This window comes from Pseudomonas parakoreensis, from assembly GCF_021602155.1.
Taxonomy (GTDB): domain Bacteria; phylum Pseudomonadota; class Gammaproteobacteria; order Pseudomonadales; family Pseudomonadaceae; genus Aquipseudomonas; species Aquipseudomonas parakoreensis.
On the sequence record NZ_BQHY01000047.1, the window covers coordinates 1 to 2,469 of the forward strand.

Here is a 2,469-nt window from a genome sequence, read left to right on the forward strand (position 1 = left end):
CTGAACGGAGGGACTTACGAATACTTCTTCAGCACTTCGCCAACGGCAACTTCTGCGGATGCCGAATATCTGGGGCAAGGCCTGACCTTCACCCATAACGGGCTGGGGTTCTGGACCAACTACTACTACTTCATCCGCTCATCGAACGCCTACGGGAAAAGCTCCTTTCTATATGTGCCGGCTCAGACCTCAAACGATGTGTCGGCATACCTTGCGGCGCTGGCCGGGAAGATTGGTCGCACAGAGCTGGGTCAGGATCTGTTCGACGAAATTGACAAGATCCCAGGCCTTCAGGCTCAGATCGATGCGCTGGATGGCCTGAAAGGGTACGAGCCGGATCAGGTTTATCTGAAATGGCAGATGATCGTCGATGACGGCCAGATCTATCTAGCGCTGCAACCGGTGCCAGTCAACACCCCACCGCCTAACCCTCTCTACTGGGAGGATGTTGGAGATTTATTGGAAGCGGCCAATGGCTTGGCCGAGCAGGTGGCCACGCATACAAGCGAGATCACCGAACTTGACGGCGTGGTTACGGCGCAGGCAGCGGCCTTCGAAGCCCTGCGCGCCTCCTATCGAGACGATGATGGCGCTGGTGATCTTGCGGACGCGATCAAAAGCTATACCAGCACCGCAGCTATTGCATCCGAATCGAAGGTTCGCGCCTCCGAAAACGAAGCAATGGCACGGCGCGTAACAACCTTCGACGCAAAAATCGGAGAGAACGCGGCCAACATCACTGAGCTTGAGGAGGTGGTGGCCACGAACGAGTCTGCGACCGCGACGAAGATCGACCAGTTGAATGTTTCCGTCGGGCAAAACTCGGCGGCCATTCAGCAGACCTCGACCGCCTATGCCGATACCGCCGGCAAGCTGTCGACGATGTGGTCGGTGAAGATGCAGGTCAACGCCCAAGGGCAATACGTTGCTGCCGGTATCGGACTGGGTATCGAGAACACGGCGGCCGGGCTGCAAAGCCAGTTTTTGGTCAGCGCCGACCGATTCGCCATCGTCAACACCATTGCCGGCGGCGCCATCTCGGTGCCGTTTGCGGTGCAGGGCGGGCAAGTGTTCATGAACTCGGCGTTCATCCAGGACGGCAGCATCACGATGCTGAAGATCGGCCAATACCTTCAATCCGACAACTATATCCCCGGGACGCTCGGCTGGAGACTGGACAAAGCCGGCAATCTTGAATTCAACGGGCCAGCACCGGGCGGAGGTCGTTTAACGATGACCAACCGAGCCATCAAGGTGTTCGACCAAAACGGCGTCAAGCGGGTACAGCTGGGAGATCTCGACGCATGACCCATGGAGCGAGAGTCTGGGACGAGAACGGCAATTTAGGAATGGATACCAACAGCTTCACCTACCAGGTGTTGTGGCAGGGGGTTATCGACTTCAGTGGCACCACGCCCAGCTACACGCTCAATATCCCGGGATTCAATCCAGCCAACTGCGTCTTCATGATCATTCCGACGAGGGCGCAGGATGTTCAGTCATCTGAGACAAACGGGTCGGGAAACATAAAGTCCTACCCCTACGTTACTACTGCAGTGGGACAGGTCGTTGTCCGCCCGAAGAACCCTTCTGCCAGCGCCTCGACACTTCAATCAAGGGTAGTCGCCAAAGGCTACGCAATCAGGTACGGGGTATGAATTACGGCTTTCAGAGCATCAACGACAACTCATTCGTCCAGATCGATTCCGAAGCTCCAAGATTGTGCGTGTTGACGAAGGGAAGTTACTCCGGAACCACCAACGCATCCGGCGTTTTTGCCAGGGCTGTCACAAGCCAAGACCCACCGATTGTTTTCATCCGACCAAATCAGACTGGCGCTATTCAGGTGCCGATATCGGTCTGGTTCACAGGCGGGCCAGGTAATTGGACTGGCTTCACCATGAAGGCATCAAACGTGGATTCGACGCTCAGCGGGCAGTATTTCGTCGCCGCGTGGGCTTCCATGGGGACTGCGGCTTATGGGATGAGGCTATGGGACGGCGCCGAAACGTTGATTTATGACAGTGGCGCACCGGCCGTGGTTGTGACATTCGCCGCCGGCAACTGGGCGTATGTCGGGAGCGAGGTGCTTGTAGTGGGTCGCCGGTACATCTGGTCCATCAATAAGGCTTTGGGAGTAGGTGAATACATCTCCTTGAATCCATTTGCGATGAACTGCCACAACAACGCAACCGGTGGGGGCTGCGCCTTGGGCGTCGACTATGCGGGTGGTCGAATCATGATGTATAGCCTGGCTACCACCGCCTGGACCGATCAAGGCCATCGCCCGTTTCTCTGCGCCAAATTGCTGGCCTGACCTTTCATTTTTTGGAGTTACAAAATGCCTTGGTACAAGCAAGGGGTGGTCTCTGTCACCCAAAATTCCAACGCGGTGACAGGCTCGGGCACCGCATTCATTGCCAACAGCCGGGTCGGCGATGGCTTTCGCGGGCCGGACGGTCGCTGGTA

At 56.8% G+C, this 2,469-nt stretch carries 3 protein-coding genes and 1 pseudogene; all 4 read left to right on the forward strand.

Features of this window, described 5'->3' with window-relative positions; translation table 11 throughout:
- A partial coding sequence (locus L6D63_RS28215) for a phage tail protein (protein ID WP_236170499.1) occupies nucleotides 1-1,308 on the forward strand: 1,308 nt, incomplete at its 5' end.
- A 41-nt stretch (nucleotides 1,309-1,349) separates the two neighbouring features.
- Nucleotides 1,350-1,658: a hypothetical protein gene (locus L6D63_RS28220; protein WP_236170500.1), complete on the forward strand. Its 309-nt coding sequence runs from the start codon at nucleotides 1,350-1,352 to the stop codon at nucleotides 1,656-1,658.
- Nucleotides 1,655-2,317 (forward strand): hypothetical protein, encoded by a 663-nt coding sequence (locus L6D63_RS28225; RefSeq protein WP_236170501.1) that lies wholly within the window; start codon nucleotides 1,655-1,657, stop codon nucleotides 2,315-2,317. The genes L6D63_RS28220 and L6D63_RS28225 overlap by 4 nt, the downstream gene beginning before the upstream one ends.
- 24 nt (nucleotides 2,318-2,341) lie before the next feature.
- Nucleotides 2,342-2,469: pseudogene (locus L6D63_RS28230) on the forward strand (phage tail protein); the annotation flags it as partial.

Coding starts and splice junctions, on each gene's coding strand:
- L6D63_RS28220 (WP_236170500.1), top strand. CDS start 1,350: ATGGATACCAACAGCTTCACCTACCAGGTGTTGTGGCAGGGGGTTATC.
- L6D63_RS28225 (WP_236170501.1), top strand. CDS start 1,655: ATGAATTACGGCTTTCAGAGCATCAACGACAACTCATTCGTCCAGATC.